The sequence below is a fragment of the Bacillus sp. ISL-47 genome (assembly GCF_018613175.1).
Taxonomy (GTDB): domain Bacteria; phylum Bacillota; class Bacilli; order Bacillales; family Cytobacillaceae; genus Cytobacillus.
In genome coordinates, this window is the sequence record NZ_JAGGQS010000024.1 from 1 (window position 1) to 20,654 (window position 20,654).

A 20,654-nucleotide genomic window follows, 5' to 3' on the forward strand; every position below is an offset into this window, starting at 1 on the left:
AGGATCAAGTGCCTTCCGCTCCAATCAACTCAGTAATTAAAACTAGTTTGCAGGCAACAAACTTTGCGAAAAAGCTATTTAAAAACGTGCAAGATAAACATTAAACCAAATTAAAAATCCTGCCTGTAAATAAACTAATTGTTTTAAAAAAAGACCGTATGGCTCACTTAATCCTCCGTACAGTCTCTTTTTTCTCGTGAAAACCAAAAACTCATTCTATTTTATGAACAAAAAATGGTATTCTAAAAAGGCGTAGGGATGCTGCGCCTTTTCGGCCTTATTTTTATAAGTTAAATTTCTGAACTTAGATAACTGTCTGGTTTCAGGCGTCATCGGTTGAGCTTATAAAGTCGCCGATAAGCAGGCGCCTTGGGCTTAACTGATCATTCCAATATGCAGAAGGAGGGATGCCTCATGAACTATAAAATAAAAAGCGATTATTTAAGCTGGATCGTAATGGTGGGCATTGTCGTCCTCTTTGTGGAAATTGCCTTTTTTAATAGGGGAGTGATTTTCTCTCTTCTTGTTCCAATTGGAATGGTGTATATTGGAAGAAAGTGGATGCCGCGAACCTCTGGAAAATGGCTTTTCTGGCTGGGGTTAATTTTTCTGCTCATCAATATTTTTAGCATGATGACGTTAAAATTTTTCCTGCTGGCTATTTTGATTCATCTGCTGATTCAGTTTGCGCAATCCAAAAAGGACCCGAAACAAATCAGGCCGGAGATTAAAGAACCAAGTGTTAATCTTCAAAAAGAAACGGTCATTAAAAAAGATCCGCTTTTTTCCAATATATTTGTTGGCCAGCAGACAACGCCTGAGCAAGTGTATGAATGGAATGATATTAATATACAGACAGGCATTGGCGATTCTGTCATTGACTTAAGTTATACCGTACTTCCAAAGGGAGAAACCGTCATTTTTATCCGAAACTTTATCGGCAATGTAAAGGTGCTTGTTCCTTACGATGTGGAAGTAAGTGCCAGCCATTCAGCCATTGTCGGTGCTGCAAGAATATTTGAATATGAAGAATCAAAGCTTTTTAACCAAACACTGCAGCTTCAGACACCAGGCTATGATAAATCGGGACAGCGCATCAAGATCTTCACCTCACTGCTGGTAGGCGATATAGAGGTGAAGCGCGTATGAGTATCATCCAGCGGCAAATTGTTTGGGGGGCCAGCATGTCCCTCCTGATTCTTGCTGTCCTGACGGCTTCCTTTTTCACAATGTTTCCCATTCCTGATTGGGGTGATTTATGGGAGACAGAGGTACTGGATATTCCGTTTATTATCTTCGTGCCAAGCGTCAGCCTGGCGATCGGCCTGATTTTTGGATTCATGTCAGGCTTATATTGGCGCCGGAAGCTTCAGACGGTTGATAGCCTTCTTCATCAGGTTGAGGAAGGGCGTCAGCTGGATGCTGACGAACTGAATACAGGCAAAGAACTGCAGTCCATTGCCGGCAGGGTGGGGAAAATTCAAAAGCATATTGCTGATCAGGCAAAAATTTCTCAAAAGCTTGCAAATGAAAAAGCTGAGGATATTGAAGGCAGAATGCAGGAAATCATTTCTCAGGAACGGAACAGGCTGGCCCGAGAGCTTCACGATTCAGTCAGCCAGCAGCTTTTTGCAGCATCCATGATGATGTCCGCCATAAATGAAACCCAGCAGGACCAGGCAGGCAGGCAGGCCAAGCAGCTGAAAATGGTAGAAGAAATGATCCACCAATCCCAGCTTGAAATGCGGGCTCTTCTGCTGCATTTACGTCCGGCTGCACTGAAAGGAAAAACGCTTCAAGAAGGAATTGAAGAATTGCTTGTTGAATTGCTTCAAAAAGTAGCGCTTGAGATTGATTGGAAGGTGGAAAATTTTCCGCTTGATAAAGGGGTGGAGGACCACTTGTTCCGAATCCTCCAGGAAGCTGTTTCCAATACACTCCGCCATGCGAAATCGCATAATCTGGAAGTGCTGCTTATTCAAAGGGATGATTATGCCATACTCCGTGTGGCAGATGACGGAGTCGGATTTGATGTTGACGCAACAAAGGCCGGATCCTACGGGCTGCAAAATATGTACGAACGGGCAGCCGAAGTCGGCGGGAGCATGAAAATCATCAGTGTGAAAGATAAAGGAACACGACTTGAGGTGAAAGTTCCAATTATGTAAAAAATGTCTGCTAAGAGGCAAGACTAAATGCAGAGGGTGAGGCCAATGATTAAAGTTTTATTTGTCGATGACCATGAAATGGTTCGGATCGGAGTGTCTTCATATCTGACGGCACAGCCGGATATTGAAGTCATAGGAGAAGCGGATAACGGGAAAACGGCTATTGAGATGGCACTTGAATTGCGGCCGGATATTATTTTAATGGATCTGGTGATGAAAGAAATGGACGGAATCGAGGCAACAAGGAATATCATCGAGCAATGGCCAGAAGCAAAGATCATTATTGTGACAAGCTTCCTGGATGATGAAAAAGTGTATCCGGCACTTGAAGCAGGGGCTACAAGCTATATGCTTAAAACCTCCAAAGCAAGTGAGATCGCGGATGCAGTCCGTTCCACTCACCATGGCCAATCCGTGCTGGAGCCGGAAGTGACCGGCAAAATGATGGTGAAAATGAGGCAGAAAAACCAGCATCAGCCCCATGAAGAGCTGACCAGTCGTGAGATGGAAATTCTTCTGTTAATGACAGAAGGCAAAACGAACCAGGAAATCGCTGACGAACTTTTCATTGCCTTAAAAACAGTCAAAACACATGTAAGCAACATCTTAAGCAAGCTGCAGGTCCAGGACAGGACGCAGGCTGTTATCTATGCCTTCAAGCACTCGCTGGTAAAATAGAAGTTGAAAGAGCTAATGATCTGTTAGCTCTTTTTTATTTTGCGCTAATAGCCGTAATGGAAAAATTCATGATTCAGATACAGTGCAGGTGGGTAACAATAAAACAAACAAAGAATTTGGCGGTGATAAAATGTCAGTTATAGCTTTACTAAAAAAAGGGAATAAATCTTCCGGGATGGCGGCTCTCGGAAATACGGCATTAACGATTGCCAAAGGGGTAGCGGCCATGATAAGCGGGAGCGGGGCTATGCTTGCCACAACCCTTCACTCCCTGGCAGATGCCCTGAACCAGGGATTTGTCTTCTTTGGCAGTGCTCTTGCTGAAAAGGAACCAACCAAAAGGTTTCCCACCGGATTTGGGAGGGTCATTAACCTATTTGTTCTGATAGCGGTTATTGTTATTTCCATAATGGCCTACGAAACCATACATAAGGGATGGGAGCTGATTCAGCATCCGAAAGAATCGACCGATCTCTGGCTTAATGTGGGCGTTATGGTCCTGGCGGTTTTGGTAGATGGTTTTATTTTAGTAAAGGCAATGAAGGAAATTGCCCATGAAACCAGAACTCCGGCCAAAGGCATGGAAGTAGTGGCTATTGCATTTAAAAATGTCGGGCTTGCCACTCCTCCAACACGGCTTGTTTTTTATGAAGATATCATTGCTACCTTTGGTGCACTCCTTGCCCTGGTATCCATTGTGATAGCCCACTTTACCGGCTTATATTTTCTCGATGGAGTCGGAACCCTTTTGATTGGGCTACTGCTGGTTGGAATCGCCATCAAAATCGGTTTTGAGAACACATTAGGCCTGATCGGTGTTGCTGCACCAAAAGATATTGAAGACCGAATTGCCAAAATTATTCTTGATGACCCTGATGTTGTGGATATCAAACAGCTGAGGCTTATCCAAGAGGGAAGAAGATACCATGTGGAGGGCTATATCGAGCTAGTTGAAGGCCTGACCCTTGCGGTGGCTGATGATATTAAAATTGGCGTAAGAAATAAATTGCTCGATGATCCGGATATAAGTGATGTGACCATTGGAATATTGGAAACAGACCAAATTCAAACGTGGAAATAATAAAGAAAAGGAAGCCTTGCAGTGCGGGCTTCCTTCTTGCTGTAGCGAAAAGAAATGATCAAGCCGATTGTAAATACAATTGATGTTCATGCTCCCGCTAATATATTGTCATTAAAAAGATGATGGAAACTTAGGTACATGCCCATTGCTTTTGAATTGAAGAAATATTAAAATAAAACTAACTTATTGGAAATGGAGGTGGAGAAGGGATGATTGGAGCTGTTTTGGCACGTGGTGAATGGATTGAATTCCTTACTATTTACCGTGCAATTTTTCATGGTTTTGCTTTTAACGGGATAAGTATGCCCTTTTTTAGCAAATTTCATAGTAAAAACAAAACAGTGAGAACATCTCTTTAGCCACTCTAGAATACAGCGGTGAAAGGTGGGCTTCTTCAAGCTCTCCTTTTTAATTGGATCTCTAGCAAGGCCATAGGAGCATGCTTTCCTATGGTCTTTTTTGCGTTTAATTTAAAGGGTCTATTCTAATAGATTTTGTGATAAAAAAATTTTTAAAAATAAGGTTGGTTGATTGGAGCGGAAGGTGCGAGATCCTCGAAAATGCATTCGCATTTCCTTCGTGCGGTGTTGATTCAAGGGTGCTGATTCAACGTCCAGCGGGAGGCTCACCGCCCGCCCCGCGGAAAGCGAGCAACCTGGAGCGGAAATCAACCACTCCTCACAACTTGTTAAAAAACAGTCATTAAAAAATTTGGAGGAAATGATTATGATCGCATGCAGTGTACAGCAAATTGGAAAAATGTATGGGGGCAGCCATGTCTTTGAAAATATATCATTTGAAATCCATGAAAAAGACCGGATCGGTTTAACAGGCAGGAATGGAAGCGGAAAAACGACATTGTTCAAACTGCTTGCAGGTGCTGAGGTGCCGGATAAAGGACAGATACATTGGAGAAAGGGATGCGAGATTGGCTACCTGGCACAGATACCTGACTATCCTGCAGACATCAAGTCTATTGAAGTTTTAAAAAAAGCTTTTGCCGATTTGCTACAAATGGAAACTAAAATGAAGCATATGGAGCAGCAAATGGCTAGTGAACCCCATCCAGATCGATTAAATAAACTGATCGGTGAATATGGAGAGCTTCAGGATCAATTCGCGCTGAAAAACGGTTATGAAATCGATAGCCAGATTGACCGCATTTCCAATGGACTTAATATAGGAAGCTTGCTTGATAAAGACTTCACCAGTCTAAGCGGAGGCGAAAAAACAAAAGTGTGCCTAGGCCACATGCTTCTTAGGAGCCCGAATCTGCTTCTTCTGGATGAACCGACCAATCACCTGGATATCAAGGCAGTAGAATGGCTGGCTGACTTTATAAAGGGGTACGAAGGAACAGTCGTCCTGATCTCACATGACCGGTATTTTTTGGATGAGACTGTTGGCAAAATTCTTGATCTGGAAGATGGGGAAATCACTCTATACCTGACAAATTACTCCGGCTTTGTAAAAGAGAAAGAAGAAAGGCTGTTAAGAGAGTTTCAGCAATATGAAGAACAGCAAAAGAAAATAAAGAAAATGAAGGAAGCCATTAAAAGGCTGAGAGAATGGGCCAACCAATCCAATCCTCCCAATGCTGGCCTTCATAAGCGGGCAAGCAGCATGGAAAAAGCACTCCAGCGCATGGAAAAACTGGACCGCCCTGTGCTGAACCGCAAAAAGATGAATGTCGATCTTGATGCTGCCGATCGAAGCGGAAAAGATGTAGTAGTGATGAAGGAGATAAGCAAGTCCTTTGGCAGACAAATACTATTCCGGAACATCAGCATGCATATCCAATTTCAGGACCGGACCGCTATTGTCGGGGACAATGGGACGGGAAAATCGACTTTGGTAAAGATGATCCTTAAAGAAATTGAAGCGGATACAGGTGAAGTCAGATGCGGAAGCAATCTTAAAATAGGCTACCTGTCTCAGCATGTATTCTCAGATAACACTGATCAAACAGTGATTGATGCCTTTAGGGAGGAATTATCTGTAACAGAGGGGGATGCACGCCATATTCTGGCTGGTTTCCTTTTCTATGGCCATACCGTTTTCCGCAAGGTATCAAGCTTGAGCGGAGGTGAAAGAATGAGGCTTCGCCTGGCTCAGCTGATGCATCGGGATATTAACTTTCTTATTCTCGATGAGCCAACCAATCATCTGGATATCGAATCAAGAGAGGTATTGGAAGAGGCATTGGATGACTTCTCGGGAACCATTTTGGCTGTCTCCCATGACCGCTATTTTATTAATCGTTTGTTTAGCAAAATCTATTGGATTGACCAGCAGGAAGTCCATTTTTTTGAAGGGAATTATAATCGTGCGAGAAAAAAGATGGAGGATAAGTGGAAAGTGGCAATAGAGATGCCAGTTTTGATAAAGGCAAAAAAAGATGATCTTCCTTTAAAAGGAGAGAAAGAGCCATTACCCGAGGAACTGGAAATGGAGATTGAAAATCTCGAGTCCTCTCTCCTAAAATTAGAGAAATCATTGGAAACGGAAACCGATTTGGAAAAGCTGCAATTCCTTTATGACAAAAAAGAAGAATTAGAAGTGCAAAGGGAGGTACTATACGGAAAATTAGATGCTGTTTTATAAAGGGTAAAGAAGGCTAACAGATGATTAGCCTTCTTTTTTAATACAAAAAAATGTATTTTTATAAAAAATTCACGAAGACACCTTCCCATTGTTCTACAAATATTGTATAGTGTTATACAAATCTGAATAATTATTTAAATCTGAATAAAATAGTGCAACTTGCTTCTTTGGATTAGGTTTTTATTGGTATTTCTATTATTCACAATTGAATAATTGTAGGGGGAATACAAATGAACAGCTTTTTTATGGACTGGAATAATGAAAAAGAAGTTATTTCTTCAATGGAAGAAGATATTATGGTGACCAATTCAGACGGCATAATTATAAAAGTCAGTAAAGGAAGCGGCAGCCATTATGGAGTTGAGCCGGAATCGCTGCTCGGAGAATCAGTTTATGAGCTTGAGAGAAAAGGAGTTTTTAAGCCTGCTATAACCCCTGAAGTATTAAAGCAAAAGAAGAAAGTCATTTTAGTACAGAAGGCTGGATCAGGAAAAAAGATACTGGTGACGGGCATTCCAGTATTTAATGAAGCCGGGAAAATCGATCATATTGTCAGTTATTCTTATGATGTTTCAGAACTGCTCGTTATAAAAGAATACCTGAATAGTGTGGAAGAAGAAATGGCGAGGGTAAAGAGCGAACTGGATCTTCTGCGCAATAAAAGCAACAAAATGGATGGAATCATTGCAGATAGCCAGCCCATGCAAAATATTGCTGAAACGATAAGAAGGATTAGAGATGTGGATGTTACAGTCCTGCTCTTAGGGGAGTCAGGGGTTGGAAAATCAGCTCTTGCTAAATGGATCCATCAAAATAGCATACGCAAGGACGGTCCTTTTATTGAAGTTAATTGCAGTGCCATTCCGGAGTCTATCTTTGAAGCTGAGTTTTTTGGCTATGAAGGGGGGGCTTTTACAGGTGCTAAAAATAAAGGGAAAATGGGGTTTGCTGAAATGGCAAAGGGAGGCACGCTTTTTCTCGACGAGATTGGCGAGCTGTCAGCCCATCTGCAGGCAAAGCTTCTGAAATTCATACAAGATAAGAAGTTTTATAGAGTTGGGGGAACCAAGCCTGTAAATGCAGATTTTCGCTTGCTTGCTGCCACAAATAAGGATCTTGAGAAAGCGGTCCAGACGAAGGAATTCAGGCAGGACTTATTCTTTCGCCTGAATGTCGTGCCTCTGAAGATACCGCCATTAAGAGAAAGGCAGGAAGATTTATTTGCTCTGATTCATTATTTTCTCCATGCCATTTCAAAACGCCATAATCGTGCACGGGAACTGGACAAGGCATTGGTTGACCACTTGCTGCAGCTGGAGTGGAAGGGAAATGTAAGGGAACTTGAAAATCTAATGGAGCGGCTAATTGTTACAAGCAGGAATTCGGTTATCACAAAAGAAGACTTGCCTTATGAATATCACATACAAGAGAAGAGAGACGATTTTATGCATCTCGAAGGACTGCCGTTGCCTTCCATACTGGAGGAAGTCGAGAAAAAAGTGTTAATCAATGCAAGGAAATGCTATCGAACGACGACTGAAATAGCAGGCGCCTTGGGCATCAGTCAGCCCTCCGTAGTAAGAAAATTAAAAAAATATGATTGTTAATACATACTTTGGCATGAATATTGCATTAAAGATTAACAGAGAAATTATAAGATTTTACATCCATGCATGATTCAGGAGGGGATAGTATGAACGGAGAAAATTGGAGTCATCTTGTTGGAAATATCTCGAATTTATTAGCGCCAAGCATGGCGAAAGACCATCCGAATTTGCCTGTAGTCAAAGCGGAAGGCTGCTATTACTACGGAGTGGATGGCAGGGAGTATTTGGACTTTACATCAGGTATTGCAGTTGAAAATGTTGGCCACCGCCATCCAAAAGTTGTACAGGCCATCAAGGACAGCGCGGATCATTTGGTTCACGGACCATCAGGGGTCATCATCTATGAATCGATACTTAGACTCGCAGAAGAACTAGGAAAAATCACGCCGGGAAACCTGGATTGCTTTTTCTTTGCGAACAGTGGAACCGAGGCAATCGAAGGAGCCATTAAGCTGGCAAAGTATGTTTCAAAAAGACCTTATGTGGTATCCTTCACCGGCTGTTTCCATGGGCGGTCAATGGGGGCATTAAGTGTTTCCACATCCAAGAGCAAATACCGGAAGCACCAGCAGCCATCCTGGCTGACCTATCAGCTGCCATATGCCAATGAAAAGGATTGCCCATATGGAGAAGACCCTGAGGAGTACTTCCCAAGGAAACTGGAAAAGGACGTTGAAACATTGTTCAAGCATCAGGTTGACCCTGAAGAAGTAGCCTGCATGATTATTGAACCGGTCCTTGGAGAAGGCGGCTATATCATTCCACCGAAAAATTGGATGAAAAAAATCAGGGAAATTTGTGATCAGCATGGAATTTTACTGATTTTTGACGAAGTGCAAACCGGCTTCGGACGGACTGGGGAATGGTTTGCGGCACAGGCATTTGGCGTCACTCCGGATATTATGGCAATTGCAAAGGGAATTGCTGCCGGTCTTCCATTAAGCGCAACTGTAGCATCTAAAGAATTAATGGAGAAATGGCCGTTGGGTGCCCATGGAACAACCTTTGGGGGAAATCCAATTGCATGCTCTGCAGCTTTAGCCTCTCTTGAAGTTTTGAAAACGGAGGATCTATTGGAAAACGCGACACAAATGGGGAATTATGCGTTAAAGAAACTCCATGAACTAAAAGCAAAGCACCCCGCTGTAGGGAGTGTAAGAGGTTTGGGGCTGATGATTGGCATTGAAATCATTGATCCGCACACGGGGAAGCCTGATGGAAATGCGGTAATGGATATTCTGAATTCCTCACTGGATAAAGGGGTACTTTTCTACTTATGCGGAAATTCAGGTGAGGTTATTCGGATGATTCCGCCGCTGATCGTGACAAAAGAGCAAATTGACCTAGGTCTAAAAGTTTTGGATGAAGCGCTGACAGAGCATAAAGCTGTTGTTGCCAAATAAAAAAGGGGGATTGAGAATGAAGGCTGAGACAAGAGTCAAACCACAAGCAGTCACAGGTGAATATTGGAAGTTTATTATTCCTTCGTTAATTGGAACGCTATTATTCCTGGTTCCGGTTAAGTTTCAAGGAGATGTTACGATTGGTGTTGGCATTCTGGCATCCTTATTAAGTCATACATTTAGTGAGCAGATGCCTGCATTTATTATTTTTATTCTCGGTTTATCCGCTGGTGTTTCTATTATTACGAAAGTTTTTAAGCCATCGCTGATTATGGATAACAAATTTCTTAAAGGATTGTTTGATACCGGAAAATTCGGTTTAATTATGAGAATACTTGGCTTCGCAGTTGGTTTAATGACCATTTTGGAAGCAGGTCCAGAATTTATTTGGTCCAGGAATACAGGTGGAGTCGTCCTGTACGATCTGGCTCCTGTTCTTTTAACATGGTTTTTATTTGCGGGAATACTTCTTCCGCTATTAGTTGAGTTTGGCTTAATGGAGTTTATTGGGGCGCTTGTTCAAAAATTCATGAGACCCCTGTTTACTTTGCCGGGCCGTTCTTCAATCGACTGTCTGGCGTCCTGGATGGGCGCAGGAACAGTAGGGGTATTAGTAACAACAAAGCAATATGATGAAGGATTTTATTCAAAAAGAGAGGCGGCGGTTATCGCAACCACGTTTTCTATCGCTTCTGTTGCTTTCAGCCTGGTAGTAGCAAATGTTGTGGGGCTTGGTCATTTATTCATTCCTTTTTACTTAACAGTCTCGGCAGCATGCGTTGTGGCTGCATTGATTATGCCGAGAATTCCTCCGCTATCCCGGAAGCCTGACACTTATCATGAACCGGTGGGCCAGCAAATCGATGAAACCATTCCGGAAGGGGTGTCAAATGTTAAGTGGGGCTGGCACCAAGCTATTGAAAAAGCCAAAAATGCTCCAGGTCCGAAGAAGCTTTTATTCAATGGAGTGGAAACCGTATTGGACATTTGGATGGGGCTAATCCCACTGGTTATGAGCCTGGGAGCCGCAGCCTTGATTATTGCTGAGTATACCCCAGTCTTTCAAATTATCTCGTATCCGCTGATTCCGGTTCTGGAATTTATGCAATTGCCTGAAGCAGGTGCAGCAGCCCAAACGATGCTAGTTGGTTTTGCTGACATGTTCCTGCCGGCTGTCATCGGAAGCGGAATTGAAAGCGAGTTAACAAGATTCGTAGTGGCAGGTCTTTCTCTAACACAATTAGTCTATATGTCCGAAATAGGCATTTTGATTCTGCGCTCGAATATTCCATTAAGCTTTACAGATTTATTTATTATTTTTATTGAAAGAACCATTATCACTTTACCAATCATTGTTTTAATTGCGCATCTTTTTGTCTTTTAATAGGGTCTGTTAGAGCTCATTGTTAGTTTTGGCACTCTGCTGATGGAGCCAAAACCAACAGTTAAGTATAACAGTGCGTAATAGAAAAGGAGGCCGGCATTGCCGGCCTCCTTTCACTTTTGCATATCACTTTTTAAAGTAATGCTTTTTCTAAATGATTGTTGTGTTTGAATAGATTTGTGAATAGAAAAATTGAAAATAAGGTTGGTTGATTGGAGCGTAAGGTACGAGACTCCTCCAAAATACTATCGCATTTCCTTCGTGCGGTGTTTTTCAAGGAAGCTTATTCAAAGTTCTGCGGGAGGAGTGGGACAGGTGAGACCCCACAGGTGCAGCGCACCGAGGATGCTCAGCGCCCACCCCTCGTTCGCTGAGCATCCTGGAGCGGAAATCGACCACTCCTCATCACTACTTGTTTAAATAGCAACAAAGTTTGCGTAAACAGCCTATTTAAAACGGCTTTAATGACATTAACACAATCAGTACAACCGCTGCAGTATGAATGATTGCGTTATAAGGGCGCAGCTCCTGATTCAGTTTGGTGTAAGGATCAGGGATATCATCGCCTTTATGGTTTTCCATGATTTCAGCCATGGATTTAATCTTTTTAGGCATGATGCCTGCAACAATAAATTGTACACCTATGTAGATTGCGATGCTGGCAATATACCAGGCTTGTGTAAACAGAGCAGTGTTCAAAATGCCCAGAACAAGCCCGGTAATCAGCAAAATGATGCTCCCGACTTTGGCAAAGGTCTCAATTTTGCTGTTCAGATTTAATGAATACTTTGCCTGTCCTGCTGTAGCAGGGCTTTTCATTACAACGGGCATGGCAAAGCTGGCGCCGAGGCCGACCACTGCGGCAACGACATGGATAAGGACTAAAAAACTATAAATGCTCATTTTTCTCCTCCTAAAATACGGATTTAATGGATACATATTACTATATGTATAATAATAATATAATAAAACCGTATAGTGATAAATACCTATAAGGAACTTTTTTAGGGAGAGATTTAATTTGGCAAAATATTATGGAGACATGTCTCATATCTTATATAGAATCTGCAATGTATAAGGAGAGGCGCAATGAGTAAATTCTTCAAGGGAGTTGTTTTGCTTGCGCTGGCAGCCTTTGCCAGCGAGTGTATAGAGTTTGTCGTGAATATGGTCCTTGCCAGGGAACTTGGAGAGAGAGGGCTCGGCATGTATATGTCCATTTTGCCGACCATTTTCCTGATCGTCCTTTTAGCAAGCTTTGAGCTTCCGATATCCATATCCAAATTTATTGCCGAGAAGGATAAAAAATATCACAGAAGCATGCTTAATCATGTCATTAAGCTGACCATCATCTTTACGGCTATACTGATGCCGCTTGCGGCAGCAATTATTCCATTTGTCTCTGTTTTTAATGAATATCATCCTCTGCTAAGGTGGACGGTCATTGGATTTATTCCGATTGTGTCTTTTTCCTCAATAGCCCGGGGCTTTTTTATGGGCAAGCATCAAATGGGGAAAATTGCAGCCTCAAATTTCCTGCGAAAGTCTGTTCAGCTTCTATTGCTGGTCGTGCTGTATCAGGCCTTTCAATTCGATACGGATACGGCAGTCTTTATCGCCTTTTGTACATTCATAGGGAGCGAGATCGTTGTCTTCCTTTATTTGCTTCATATGTTTATTATTCAGTATCAGCGTGTCAAAAAGGAGCCATCTGAAATCCTTAGCGGGAAAAGTGTACGGCAAAATTTAATCTCTGTCTCTGTTCCTACTACAGCGCTTAGAGTATTCCACGCACTGACACATGCTGTTCAGCCCTTCTTGATAAAAGGAGCTCTTTTAAAAGCAGGCGTACCAGGGGAAGTGGCCACGGAGCATTTTGGGATGCTTGCTGGTGTAGCGATGACCATCGGCTTTTTTCCATCATTTATTGCCCACTCATTTTTGATCATGCTGATTCCGACTGTATCGAAAGAGTATGCAGAAAAAAATTTGGAGGAACTGCGGCGTCTCCTTCAGCAGGTGTTCTTTGTAACGTTCTTATATGGTATTCCTTCCGTAGCATTATTCTACTTTTTTGCAAGACCGCTTACGGATGTATTTTTCCATTCAACCGATGCAGCCGTTTATTTGCAGATGCTGTGGCCATTCTTTCTGCTGCATTTTTTCATTATTCCGATGCAGGCCTATTTGATCGGATTGGGTCTCATGAAAGACGCCTTTTATCATTCAGTCTGGTCAACGATAGTTTCTTTTACAGCGATGTTCCTCCTGGGTTCAATGCACAGCCTGCAAATGGACGGGATCATCATGGGGATGAACACTGGGGCTGTTTTGCTCACCATGATGCATTATGTAACGGTTTGCCGGAAAATCGGCCTAACCCTTTTTCTCTCGCCTGCCAAACAGTTTAACTGAAAAAACGGATAAAATAGAGAAAATATTTATTGATGGGAGGAATGGCAGGATAGAATTGGCTATGCGGCCCATCGGAAAGCAGCAAAGTAAGCATCTTCCTGTTAGCAGAAGATGCTTTATTTCTGTCTATCTTCTTTTGGACCGAACTTTCCTTCAATTGCTTCTTCATCTCCATATAAAATAACATGATCTCCTTCTTGGACTTTTGTGACCAGCCGCTTTTTCCTGATTTTCAAATCACCTCTTTGGATGTAGAGAACAAGGATATCTTCATCCTCCTCAATAATATTTCTGAGTTCTTTGCCAATGAAACCGGAAGACTTGTCTATAAAATAATCCAAAATATGATCGCTTTCATCTGTGAGCAAGGCTTCCCTGATCGGCAAATCCCGAAAGTCGTAGTGCTCTTCCAGTTCATGTTCAAGCTTTTCGGATAGAAACTTTCTTATGTAAGGCATTCTTAGAATGAAAATAATAATAATGAGTACGACGGCTACGATTGAAATTTTTGTCGTGTAAAACTCATCTGAAAGCAGATTGCTGATGGCCGAAATGATCACGGCCAAAGAAAAGGCACCGAACAAAATTAAAAAGGCACCGACTCTCCTGCGAATGGGGTGATCAATGATCAGTTCCGACTCTCCTGTTGTAAATCCTGTACCTGTCAGCATAGAGATAACCTGAAATCGTGCAATATGCTTATCCAGCCCGGTATAAGTAAAAAGCAGCGTATTTATTTCGATCACAGCCAGAACAATTCCCAAGTAAATCAGGATAAAAAGCACACCCATCTCTATTCCTCCGATTATTTTGAATTATATAAAAAACCTAAGGAAGCTAGTCCTTAGGTCATTGCTGTACTGTCTCATTATAGTATTGAACTGAATACATGGAACCTTCATCAACCATTTTATTGTCTTCAATATTATGGGGGTCAGGGTGACCAAGCTTTTCTGTTGGCACTGTATCATTAAGGAAACGGTCAGGAATCATGCCTTTCATTTTAACGGCAAGGGACTGTACCTTGTTACGATTGTTCTTGCTGGTCAATAATAAAATACTTGTAATTCCGACACCTGCTAGTACATATGGATTTAACGGACGAGAATTCATTATTATGCTCCTCCTCTTTAAATATAGAAATTTGTATTTCTTACTCTACATTTACCCGGCCTGTTTAAATGAAAACATTTTTTATTTAAACATTGTTTCCAGATCAAGAAATAATTACTCCTTTTGCAAGGTTTTAATGAGGAGGGGAGAGGGGAAACATGTAATTATTAAATAAGAAGAGAAAGGCTCCAGCTGGAAAGGAAGATGGAGATGAAAAAAGAATACAGTGAGCATAATTGGAAGTGGCATCGCTATGACCATACTAATGAAATAGAATGTGAAAAAGCCCCGGATTTTAAAGATGCATTACAGAAGTGGGCTGAAAAAACGACAGAGAATAAAACAAATGTAATGGAAATGGATACTACTGTGCGGGAAAAAGAGTATATAAGCGGCTCGCTCATCTATCAGCAGACAATAAAAGAGCAGCATGAGAACAGTTTATTTCACTATTTTTTAACGAGAGACTTTCTAATAACCGTAAACTTTGATTCCGCTGTTATTCAATCCGATAACTCTTTGCTATTAAAAAAAATGGAACAAACACACAATGCGATCGATGGATTTTTTGTCATTTTGGGTGAGGTCCTAAGTGATAACATTCAAAAGATTGATAAGTTTGAAGTCAGATTAAACGATTTGCTTTGGAAGATAAAAGAGAAAAACAATATTAATCGCCTCGAAGAAATCTATCAGCTCCGCCATCAAATTTTAGTATGGAAAAATCTAATGATTCCTGTTAAAGAAATCAGGCTTGGGATTGAGGAAGCTTTTGGCGAAGATGTAACCGAAGGGGCCGAATTCAAAAGAACATGCAAGAGAATTGAGAGGGGATATACGCTTGTAAGGGAATATCAGCAGGAAATTGATGATCTGGTTAATTTTGAAGAAATGGTATCCATGCACAGGGGAAACGAAATTGTTAAAACGCTGACTGTCATAACGACTTTAATGACGCCGGTTGCTTCTTGGGGAGCACTTTGGGGCATGAACTTTAAATATATGCCTGAGCTTGACTGGAAAATTGGATATCCCTTATCCATCTTCGTAATTGTTGCGACTACAGCAGCTCTTTACATTATGCTCATTAAAAAAGGATGGATGGGGGATATTTTGCGAGGAAGAAAGAAGGATTCTTTCTTTAAATAAAGGCACTTTTAAATTTTCCCTTTAGGCACTCAGCGAACGCGGGCAGTACGACGCGGGGGCTGCCTTTGTCACACTCCTCCCTCAGGACTTTGAGTAAGCATCTTAGGAATAACACCGCCCTCGAAAAATTCGAATGCGTTTTCGAGGGCCTCGCGTCATCTGCACCAATTGCAAAAATCAACAAGAAGCCTTCACTCAGCCTAATAAAAGGAATGCCCGTATTAAACGGCATTCCTCTCAGCTGTTTTCAATAAATGGTCTAGGCTTTCCTTTATACCATCTTCATAGGTTGTTTTAGGGAGAGCACCAATGCGCTGTTCGTATTTGCTGCCGTCCAGAATTACGGGCGTTTCATTTAGATACATCATCTCCGTATATTCCCTCATGAAAGGATCAAAGACGCCAATGGCACGGATCATCCATTTGTGAACAGGCCTAAAAGAAACCTGTTTATTGAGATGCCGGGAAGCAATACGTGCGATTTCCTCACCTGTAATCGTCCCTGTCCCTGGAATATTCCATACTTCACCGTACGCTCCTTCTTTTAAGGCAAGGTCAGCTAATGCCTTCGCTCCATCCTTTATATATATAAATTCTCTGGCTATGTTGGTTTTACCAACAAACAAAACCGTATTTTTATCGATAATTTGCTCGAAGGTGTATTGTAAAAGGGTGTTGCCTGTCTGCGGTCCGTAAAAATCAGGGAAATGCGCAATGATATAGGGAACGCCTGAGTTTTTAATTTTTTCAATCAAAGTTTGGCGAAGCTTGCCTTTTTTTGTGTGAGGATTCTTGGCGGATGTTTCGGTTGCAGGCTTGGATTGCAGACCGTAGGAGTAAATATTATCAACATAGATAAATGGCTTATTCTGCTTGCTGCAAACATCCAGAATATGATCCAGGAGAATGGACAGTGCCGGGTCCCAGTTCTGGTAAGGGATATTGATAGCATGGAATACGGCATCCGCTTTGGAAACAGCTTTTTCAACATCAGCCTGGTTCATCGCATCTCCTGGAAAGATGTCAGCATTTGAACCCCAATTTTCTTTGTATTTAACCAAATTCTCTTCTGATCTGGCAAATGCGATGGTTTTTATATTTTTCTGGCAAAGAGCCTCTGTCAAAGCGTAGCCCATTCCGCCGGTAGCACCGAGCACTGCAGCTTTTTTAAACATATTAATCATCCTTTTTTTTTATTGACCGCTGTTCAAATGACGGTAAAATTGAAGAAATAATCCTTCACTTCTTTACCTAATTGCTTTGATTAAAAAATTTACATGTGAAGAGGCCAGCTCCTTCACATCTTCAAATGCTGTTTCCGATTTGCAATAATGCGTCACAAAACCGTGCATACTTAGGAATATCGACCAAATCTCCTTCACGGAAAGAGGCTTCTTGGTTAGGGAGTTAATAGCCCGTGCAAAATGTAAATAGCTTTTATTTGGTCCTTCCTGAAGATAGCTTTTTAAATCATCGTCACGAATCAAAAACATCAATTCATAATGTTTTTGATGGGTAAGGCCGAATTGGATATACCGATAAAGAATGTTATATAACTTCTGTTCATTGGTTTCTGCAGGCTCAGCCAGAACACTTTCGAGCTCCCGGTTGAGCTTCTGGAAATCGGTTTCAATGATTTCATAAAATAATTGGGCTTTATTTTTGAAATGATAATAGATGGCACCGTGGCTGCAGCGGAGAGTATCCGCAATTTTTCTCATGGATGCTGCTGAGTATCCTTCCCTGACAAACAGGTCACGTGCTACAGTGATGATCGCTTCTTTTGTTAATTCATCGTGGGCTGCTTTTCTTGGACTCATCAAATCACCTTTCGTTATTGAACACTGGTCAATAAAATTATATGCCCTTAAGGATATTTTTGGCAACAATAATTTGATGAACTTTCCAAATTATTTTTATTAGCAAACAGCTTTTGGTATGCTAAAAGAAAATATTTTATCTCTTCAGGAGGAAACAACATGAATGAAACAAAAACATGCAGAGAGTCCTTTACAGTAAAAACAAGCATTGTCCTGCCGCCTGACACGAATACATACGGAACTTTATTCGGCGGGAAGCTTATGGCCTATATAGATGATGTGGCAGCCATTGCAGCGATGCGTCATGGGAGAAAGAATATTGTAACGGCATCTACTGATTCCGTTGACTTCCTTCATCCTGTTTATGAAGGCAATTCGGTTTGTCTGGAAGCATTTGTAACTTATACAGGCAGAACCTCGATGGAGGTTTTTGTCAAGGTAATTGCCGAAGATCTGGTCACAGGCGAACGAAATGTTTGCGCCATGTCTTTCCTGACGATGGTTGCCATCGATGAAAATGGCAAGCCAACTCCAGTACCTTCCGTAGTGCCAGAAACTGATGAAGAAAAGAGTTTATATGAAACAGCCAAAGAACGCGCTGAAATCCGGAAAAAACGCAAAAAAGACAGTGAAGCCAGGGCAAAAAAATACGGAACAGGTTTGCCCTGGTAGATAGGGGGAGAAGAATGGGTTCAAGAGTCATGCATGCAATCATTGCTAATGAGATCGCATCCAGACTGGAACTGAAAGACAAATCAGCTTTTATACTGGGAGGAATAGCGCCTGATGCTGTTTCTCCCAAAGAATATTCCCATTTTTATAGGGGAGATACCAATGACTATTCCCGTACAATTGGTTACAAAGAGTTCTTGAAAAATACCAAAGCATATGTGATTCTCTCGTTTGATCAGATAATCGGGTATGTGGAAATTTCTGTAGACCGAGGGGTTTTCGAATTGAATAGTGTGTAAATTGTAAAAATAGGCTCTATTCGTATAGATTGTTGTTCTTGGACTATAGATTGCCCGTTGATTTCCGCTCCAGTCACGCAGCGAACCCGCGGGGAGGGGAGGAACGGGAGCTTCCTCGGCGTTTCACGCCTGCGGGGTCTNNTTCGAGGATCAAGTGCCTTCCGCTCCAATCACCTCAGTAATTAAAACTAGTTTGTAAGCAAAAAACTTTGCGAAAACAGCCTAAAAAAATAACTCCTCATTTATTCCTAGTCTTCCAAGGTATTTGGAACTTTTTTCATATCCGGGTCTAGTAAAATAGATTTAACTTTCAGAATATTAACTCTTATTTCTTGCTAATCCTTTTCCTTCCTCTTAAGTTAGACGTGTAGAAAACTTACTAAAGGAGGAAAAAGATGAAGAGAATATGGAAAGCCAGTTTAGCCGTTTTTTTTAGTATTTTACTAGTGGCCGGCACAATGCCTTTAACCGGCCAGGCAAAAAAGCCTAAAAATGACTATGAAGGCTATAGCCAGGTTGACGTCGGCGAGGACGGCATGGTGGCTTCGGCCCATCCGCTCGCATCGCAGATTGGTGCCGATGTCTTAAAAAGGGGCGGTAATGCCATAGATGCGGCTGTTGCTGTCCAGTTTGCACTCAACGTGGTGGAACCGATGATGTCAGGTATTGGCGGCGGCGGCTTCATGATGGTGTATGATGGCGAGACAGAGGAAACGAACATCATTAACAGCCGGGAACGTGCTCCGGCCGGGGCCGCACCTGATATGTTTCTGGATGATGACGGAAATCCTATTCCATTTTCGGAGCGTTCAACCGGCGGTACAGCAGTCGGGGTACCAGGGACCTTGAAAGGCTTGGAAACGGCACTGGATATATGGGGAACACGTCCAATGCAGCAGCTGATCGGCCCTGCTATTAAGCTGGCTGATAAAGGTTTCCCGATTGATTCGGTATTGGCGGATGCGATTGCCGATAATCAGGATAAGCTGAGCAGATCGGCTGCAGGCGAAGTATTTCTGCCAAATGGCGAACCTTTGGCAGAAGGGGACCATCTGGTACAGAAGGACCTGGCGAAGACTTTGAAAATGATTCGTTCTGGCGGAGCGGAAGCTCTTTATAATGGGGAAATCGCCGAAGCCCTAGCTGGTGTTGTCCAGGATTTCGGCGGATCGATGACTCCGGAAGATCTTGCAAACTATGATGTAACTATCGATGAACCGGTTTGGGGAGACTATCAGGGTTATGAAATAGCAAGCATGCCTCCTCCAAGCTCGGGCGGTGTATTTTTGCTGCAGATGCTGAAAATCTTGGATGATTTTAATCTATCACAATACGAAACAGACTCATGGCAAAAATACCATCTGCTTGCTGAAACGATGCATTTGGCTTACGCAGACCGTGCGGCATACGCAGGTGATCCGGAATTTGTAAATGTTCCGATTAATGGATTGCTCCACCCGGATTATATTAAAGAGCGCCAAGAACTAATCAGCCTGGATGAAGTGAATGCAAACCCGGAAGCTGGAGATCCATGGAAGTATGAAAACAGCTCAGCAAATTATGAAGCGGCTGCCCAGCCAAACGACAGGGAATATGGCGAGACCACCCATTTTTCAGTAACAGATAGATGGGGGAATGTCGTCTCTTATACAACAACGATTGAACAGGTATTTGGTACTGGCATCATGGTACCGGGCTACGGATTCATGCTGAATAACGAGCTGACAGACTTTGATGCTGTTCCAGGCGGAGCCAATGAAGTCCAGCCAAACAAGCGCCCGTTAAGCTCCATGACACCAACAATCGTTTTTGAAGACGGAGAACCTGTACTGACAGTCGGCTCACCAGGCGGCCCGACCATTATCACATCAGTACTGCAAACCATTTTACATGCAATCGAGTATGATATGGAATTAAAGGATGCAGTCGAAGAGCCGCGCATCTATACGAACAATTTGAATTCCTATCGATATGAAGAGGGAATTTCTGAGGGAGTCATGAATCATCTAAATGATATGGGGCATAACTTCGGTCCAAATCCAACAACAATCGGAAATGTACAGAGCATCCTAATTGACCATGAAAATGGCACCTTTAAAGGCGTGGCAGACTCCAGCCGCAACGGAGCAGCCATCGGTGTAGACTTAAAAGGTAAAGGAAAGGATAAAAGAAAATAGAATATCAAAAAGATAGCGCCCTGCTACGGTGGGGCGCTATTTGTATGTCTGCGCCGTTTTTCAGAACGAGTCTAGCCTTTATAA

At 42.3% G+C, this 20,654-nt stretch carries 19 protein-coding genes; 14 read left to right on the forward strand and 5 right to left on the reverse strand.

The features are described from left to right. Positions 1 to 414 precede the first annotated feature (414 nt). From liaF to J7I93_RS09460, 9 genes are all read left to right on the forward strand, one after another. Complete coding sequence (gene liaF / locus J7I93_RS09420; RefSeq protein WP_214725578.1) at positions 415 to 1,149, forward strand: cell wall-active antibiotics response protein LiaF; 735 nt, start codon at positions 415 to 417, stop codon at positions 1,147 to 1,149. Beyond that, complete coding sequence (locus J7I93_RS09425; protein WP_214725580.1) at positions 1,146 to 2,168, forward strand: sensor histidine kinase; 1,023 nt, start codon at positions 1,146 to 1,148, stop codon at positions 2,166 to 2,168. The genes liaF and J7I93_RS09425 overlap by 4 nt, the downstream gene beginning before the upstream one ends. A gap of 45 nt (positions 2,169 to 2,213) precedes the next feature. After that, positions 2,214 to 2,846, forward strand: coding sequence for a response regulator transcription factor (locus J7I93_RS09430; protein WP_214725583.1), 633 nt, complete (start codon positions 2,214 to 2,216; stop codon positions 2,844 to 2,846). A 130-nt stretch (positions 2,847 to 2,976) separates the two neighbouring features. After that, positions 2,977 to 3,927 (forward strand): cation diffusion facilitator family transporter, encoded by a 951-nt coding sequence (locus tag J7I93_RS09435; RefSeq protein WP_214725585.1) that lies wholly within the window; start codon positions 2,977 to 2,979, stop codon positions 3,925 to 3,927. Positions 3,928 to 4,136: 209 nt separating this feature from the next. Continuing rightward, on the forward strand, positions 4,137 to 4,286 hold the full coding sequence (locus J7I93_RS09440; protein ID WP_214725587.1) for an RAxF-45 family protein: 150 nt from the start codon (positions 4,137 to 4,139) through the stop codon (positions 4,284 to 4,286). A 367-nt stretch (positions 4,287 to 4,653) separates the two neighbouring features. After that, positions 4,654 to 6,531 carry a ribosomal protection-like ABC-F family protein gene (abc-f, locus tag J7I93_RS09445; RefSeq protein WP_214725588.1) on the forward strand — a complete coding sequence of 626 codons (1,878 nt, stop codon included), beginning with the start codon at positions 4,654 to 4,656 and terminating at the stop codon, positions 6,529 to 6,531. 230 nt (positions 6,532 to 6,761) lie between these two features. Continuing rightward, positions 6,762 to 8,138: a sigma-54 interaction domain-containing protein gene (locus tag J7I93_RS09450; RefSeq protein WP_214725590.1), complete on the forward strand. Its 1,377-nt coding sequence runs from the start codon at positions 6,762 to 6,764 to the stop codon at positions 8,136 to 8,138. A gap of 86 nt (positions 8,139 to 8,224) precedes the next feature. Beyond that, on the forward strand, positions 8,225 to 9,541 hold the full coding sequence (locus tag J7I93_RS09455) for an aspartate aminotransferase family protein (protein WP_214725592.1): 1,317 nt from the start codon (positions 8,225 to 8,227) through the stop codon (positions 9,539 to 9,541). Between the two features lie 16 nt (positions 9,542 to 9,557). Further along, complete coding sequence (locus tag J7I93_RS09460; RefSeq protein WP_214725594.1) at positions 9,558 to 10,925, forward strand: YjiH family protein; 1,368 nt, start codon at positions 9,558 to 9,560, stop codon at positions 10,923 to 10,925. Between the two features lie 450 nt (positions 10,926 to 11,375). Here J7I93_RS09460 and J7I93_RS09465 read toward each other — a convergent pair whose 3' ends face one another. Beyond that, on the reverse strand, positions 11,376 to 11,828 hold the full coding sequence (locus J7I93_RS09465; RefSeq protein ID WP_214725595.1) for a DUF2269 family protein: 453 nt from the start codon (positions 11,826 to 11,828) through the stop codon (positions 11,376 to 11,378). A 186-nt stretch (positions 11,829 to 12,014) separates the two neighbouring features. Here J7I93_RS09465 and J7I93_RS09470 point away from each other — a divergent pair, with 186 nt between their 5' ends. Beyond that, positions 12,015 to 13,340 (forward strand): polysaccharide biosynthesis protein, encoded by a 1,326-nt coding sequence (locus tag J7I93_RS09470; protein ID WP_214725597.1) that lies wholly within the window; start codon positions 12,015 to 12,017, stop codon positions 13,338 to 13,340. A gap of 116 nt (positions 13,341 to 13,456) precedes the next feature. Here J7I93_RS09470 and J7I93_RS09475 read toward each other — a convergent pair whose 3' ends face one another. Next, positions 13,457 to 14,131 carry a TrkA C-terminal domain-containing protein gene (locus J7I93_RS09475; RefSeq protein WP_214725598.1) on the reverse strand — a complete coding sequence of 225 codons (675 nt, stop codon included), beginning with the start codon at positions 14,129 to 14,131 and terminating at the stop codon, positions 13,457 to 13,459. A gap of 58 nt (positions 14,132 to 14,189) precedes the next feature. Continuing rightward, entirely contained in the window at positions 14,190 to 14,453 is a 264-nt protein-coding gene (locus J7I93_RS09480) for a hypothetical protein (protein WP_214725600.1), read from the reverse strand. Positions 14,454 to 14,663: 210 nt separating this feature from the next. Between J7I93_RS09480 and J7I93_RS09485 the strand changes: the two genes are divergently transcribed. Further along, entirely contained in the window at positions 14,664 to 15,602 is a 939-nt protein-coding gene (locus J7I93_RS09485) for a magnesium transporter CorA family protein (protein ID WP_214725602.1), read from the forward strand. A 221-nt stretch (positions 15,603 to 15,823) separates the two neighbouring features. On the opposite strand, the gene J7I93_RS09490 is transcribed toward J7I93_RS09485, so the two are convergent. Together J7I93_RS09490 and J7I93_RS09495 are read right to left on the reverse strand one after the other, a co-directional pair. Then, positions 15,824 to 16,777: an SDR family NAD(P)-dependent oxidoreductase gene (locus tag J7I93_RS09490; RefSeq protein WP_214725604.1), complete on the reverse strand. Its 954-nt coding sequence runs from the start codon at positions 16,775 to 16,777 to the stop codon at positions 15,824 to 15,826. Positions 16,778 to 16,849: 72 nt separating this feature from the next. Beyond that, the gene (locus J7I93_RS09495) at positions 16,850 to 17,422 is read right to left on the reverse strand and encodes a TetR/AcrR family transcriptional regulator (protein WP_214725606.1); all 573 of its coding nucleotides are present in this window, start codon (positions 17,420 to 17,422) and stop codon (positions 16,850 to 16,852) included. 159 nt (positions 17,423 to 17,581) lie between these two features. Between J7I93_RS09495 and J7I93_RS09500 the strand changes: the two genes are divergently transcribed. The 3 genes from J7I93_RS09500 to ggt all read left to right on the forward strand — a co-directional run bounded on the left by J7I93_RS09500 (position 17,582) and on the right by ggt (position 20,570). Continuing rightward, on the forward strand, positions 17,582 to 18,094 hold the full coding sequence (locus J7I93_RS09500; RefSeq protein WP_214725608.1) for an acyl-CoA thioesterase: 513 nt from the start codon (positions 17,582 to 17,584) through the stop codon (positions 18,092 to 18,094). Between the two features lie 14 nt (positions 18,095 to 18,108). After that, on the forward strand, positions 18,109 to 18,393 hold the full coding sequence (locus J7I93_RS09505) for a hypothetical protein (protein ID WP_214725610.1): 285 nt from the start codon (positions 18,109 to 18,111) through the stop codon (positions 18,391 to 18,393). A gap of 395 nt (positions 18,394 to 18,788) precedes the next feature. After that, complete coding sequence (ggt, locus tag J7I93_RS09510; protein ID WP_214725612.1) at positions 18,789 to 20,570, forward strand: gamma-glutamyltransferase; 1,782 nt, start codon at positions 18,789 to 18,791, stop codon at positions 20,568 to 20,570. Positions 20,571 to 20,654: the final 84 nt, after the last annotated feature.

Excerpts from the sequence above, each read along its gene's own strand:
- J7I93_RS09475 (WP_214725598.1), bottom strand. The coding sequence starts at position 14,131 with ATGGGTGTGCTTTTTATCCTGATTTACTTGGGAATTGTTCTGGCTGTG.
- J7I93_RS09430 (WP_214725583.1), top strand. The coding sequence starts at position 2,214 with ATGATTAAAGTTTTATTTGTCGATGACCATGAAATGGTTCGGATCGGA.
- J7I93_RS09490 (WP_214725604.1), bottom strand. The coding sequence starts at position 16,777 with ATGTTTAAAAAAGCTGCAGTGCTCGGTGCTACCGGCGGAATGGGCTAC.
- J7I93_RS09440 (WP_214725587.1), top strand. The coding sequence starts at position 4,137 with ATGATTGGAGCTGTTTTGGCACGTGGTGAATGGATTGAATTCCTTACT.
- J7I93_RS09495 (WP_214725606.1), bottom strand. The coding sequence starts at position 17,422 with ATGAGTCCAAGAAAAGCAGCCCACGATGAATTAACAAAAGAAGCGATC.
- abc-f (WP_214725588.1), top strand. The coding sequence starts at position 4,654 with ATGATCGCATGCAGTGTACAGCAAATTGGAAAAATGTATGGGGGCAGC.
- ggt (WP_214725612.1), top strand. The coding sequence starts at position 18,789 with ATGAAGAGAATATGGAAAGCCAGTTTAGCCGTTTTTTTTAGTATTTTA.
- J7I93_RS09465 (WP_214725595.1), bottom strand. The coding sequence starts at position 11,828 with ATGAGCATTTATAGTTTTTTAGTCCTTATCCATGTCGTTGCCGCAGTG.
- J7I93_RS09500 (WP_214725608.1), top strand. The coding sequence starts at position 17,582 with ATGAATGAAACAAAAACATGCAGAGAGTCCTTTACAGTAAAAACAAGC.
- liaF (WP_214725578.1), top strand. The coding sequence starts at position 415 with ATGAACTATAAAATAAAAAGCGATTATTTAAGCTGGATCGTAATGGTG.
- J7I93_RS09460 (WP_214725594.1), top strand. The coding sequence starts at position 9,558 with ATGAAGGCTGAGACAAGAGTCAAACCACAAGCAGTCACAGGTGAATAT.
- J7I93_RS09480 (WP_214725600.1), bottom strand. The coding sequence starts at position 14,453 with ATGAATTCTCGTCCGTTAAATCCATATGTACTAGCAGGTGTCGGAATT.
- J7I93_RS09435 (WP_214725585.1), top strand. The coding sequence starts at position 2,977 with ATGTCAGTTATAGCTTTACTAAAAAAAGGGAATAAATCTTCCGGGATG.
- J7I93_RS09425 (WP_214725580.1), top strand. The coding sequence starts at position 1,146 with ATGAGTATCATCCAGCGGCAAATTGTTTGGGGGGCCAGCATGTCCCTC.
- J7I93_RS09505 (WP_214725610.1), top strand. The coding sequence starts at position 18,109 with ATGGGTTCAAGAGTCATGCATGCAATCATTGCTAATGAGATCGCATCC.
- J7I93_RS09470 (WP_214725597.1), top strand. The coding sequence starts at position 12,015 with ATGAGTAAATTCTTCAAGGGAGTTGTTTTGCTTGCGCTGGCAGCCTTT.
- J7I93_RS09455 (WP_214725592.1), top strand. The coding sequence starts at position 8,225 with ATGAACGGAGAAAATTGGAGTCATCTTGTTGGAAATATCTCGAATTTA.
- J7I93_RS09450 (WP_214725590.1), top strand. The coding sequence starts at position 6,762 with ATGAACAGCTTTTTTATGGACTGGAATAATGAAAAAGAAGTTATTTCT.
- J7I93_RS09485 (WP_214725602.1), top strand. The coding sequence starts at position 14,664 with ATGAAAAAAGAATACAGTGAGCATAATTGGAAGTGGCATCGCTATGAC.